The organism is Rhodococcus sp. R1101 (genome assembly GCF_000278445.1).
Classification (GTDB): domain Bacteria; phylum Actinomycetota; class Actinomycetes; order Mycobacteriales; family Mycobacteriaceae; genus Rhodococcus; species Rhodococcus gordoniae.
Map to the genome: position 1 here is coordinate 1 of NZ_AJVB01000673.1, position 1,633 is coordinate 1,633.

2 protein-coding genes are annotated in these 1,633 nt (G+C 73.3%); both read left to right on the forward strand.

Annotation, left to right across the window (positions count from 1 at the left end; translation table 11 throughout):
• Positions 1–1,124 (forward strand): NADP-dependent phosphogluconate dehydrogenase (gene gndA, locus R1101_RS0123065; protein ID WP_016935557.1); only part of this gene is annotated, 1,124 nt, incomplete at its 5' end.
• Between the two features lie 4 nt (positions 1,125–1,128).
• Positions 1,129–1,633: DMT family transporter (locus tag R1101_RS0123070; protein WP_016935558.1), on the forward strand; the 505-nt coding region annotated here is incomplete at its 3' end.

The window sequence follows — 1,633 nt, forward strand, 5'->3', positions numbered from 1 at the left end:
ACGCCCTCTACACCGACACCATCCGCCGCGAAGCCGCCCTGCGCGCCCGCGGCCTGCACTTCGTCGGCGCCGGCATCTCCGGCGGCGAGGAAGGCGCCCTCAACGGCCCGTCCATCATGCCCGGCGGCCCCGCCGAATCGTACGAAGCGCTCGGCCCGCTGCTCGAAACCATCGCCGCCCAGGTCGACGGCACCCCCTGCTGCACCCACATCGGCCCCGACGGCGCCGGCCACTTCGTGAAGATGGTGCACAACGGCATCGAATACGCCGACATGCAGCTCATCGGCGAGGCCTACCACCTGCTGCGCGACGCCCTCGGCTACGACGCCGGGCAGATCGCCGACGTCTTCGCCGACTGGAACACCGGCACCCTCGAGTCGTATCTCATCGAGATCACCGCCGAGGTGCTCCGCCAGATCGACGCCGCCACCGGCCGACCCCTCGTCGACGTCATCGTCGACGCCGCCGAACAGAAGGGCACCGGCCGCTGGACCGTCAAGGCCGCCCTCGACCTCGGTGTCCCCGTCACCGGCATCGCCGAAGCGGTCTTCGCCCGCGCCCTGTCCGGCTCCCGCGACCAGCGCGCCGCCGCCCGCGGTCTCGCCGCCGGCAACCTCGGTGCCGCCCCCGCCGACGCCGCGCAGTTCACCGAGGACATCCGCGCCGCCCTGTACGCCTCGAAGATCGTCGCCTACGCGCAGGGCTTCGACCAGATCGCCGCCGGCAGCGCCGAATACGGCTGGAACGTCGACCGCGCCGCCCTGGCCACCATCTGGCGCGGCGGCTGCATCATCCGCGCCCAGTTCCTCAACCGCATCAAGGAGGCCTACGACGCCGACCCGGCCCTGCCCAGCCTGATCCTCGCGCCGTACTTCCGCGACGCCATCGAGGTCGGCATCGACAGCTGGCGCCGCGTCGTGGTCACCGCCACCGCGCTCGGCATCCCCATCCCGGCGTTCGCGTCGTCGCTGTCCTACTACGACGGGCTGCGCGCCGACCGGCTGCCCGCCGCCCTCACCCAGGGCCAGCGCGACTTCTTCGGCGCCCACACCTACGAACGCACCGACAAGCCGGGCAAGTTCCACACCCTGTGGAGCGGGGACCGCTCCGAAATACAGGCCTGACCCGATGACGGGCACGGCAGTCGCCGTCCTGTGCGCGCTCGCCGCCGCCGCGCTCGTCGCGGTCGGCAGTATCGCGCAACAGAGCTCGGCCGCTGCCGTGCCCGACACCGATTCCCTCGTCGGCTCCCTGCTGCGCAGCCCCCGCTGGTGGGCGGGCATCCTCGGCGACGGCGGCAGCTACCTGCTGCAGGTCGTCGCGCTCGCGTTCGGGTCCGTGCTGCTCGTCCAGCCCCTGCTGGTCGCATCGCTGCTGTTCGCGTTGCCGCTCGCCGCCGCGACCACCGGCCGCCGCGTCACCCGCACCACCTGGCTGCTCGCCGGCGCGCTGTGCGCGGCGCTGGCGGTGTTCCTGCTCGTCGGCAACCCCACCGCAGGCAGCGGCGACCCGTCCGCCGCCCACTGGGCGCTGCCCCTCGGGGCGGTGCTCGCCGTCACCGCCGCCGCCGTCACCCTCGCCGTGCTCTCCCCACGGTTGCGGGCCCTGTCCTTCGGGATCGCCGCCGGCACTC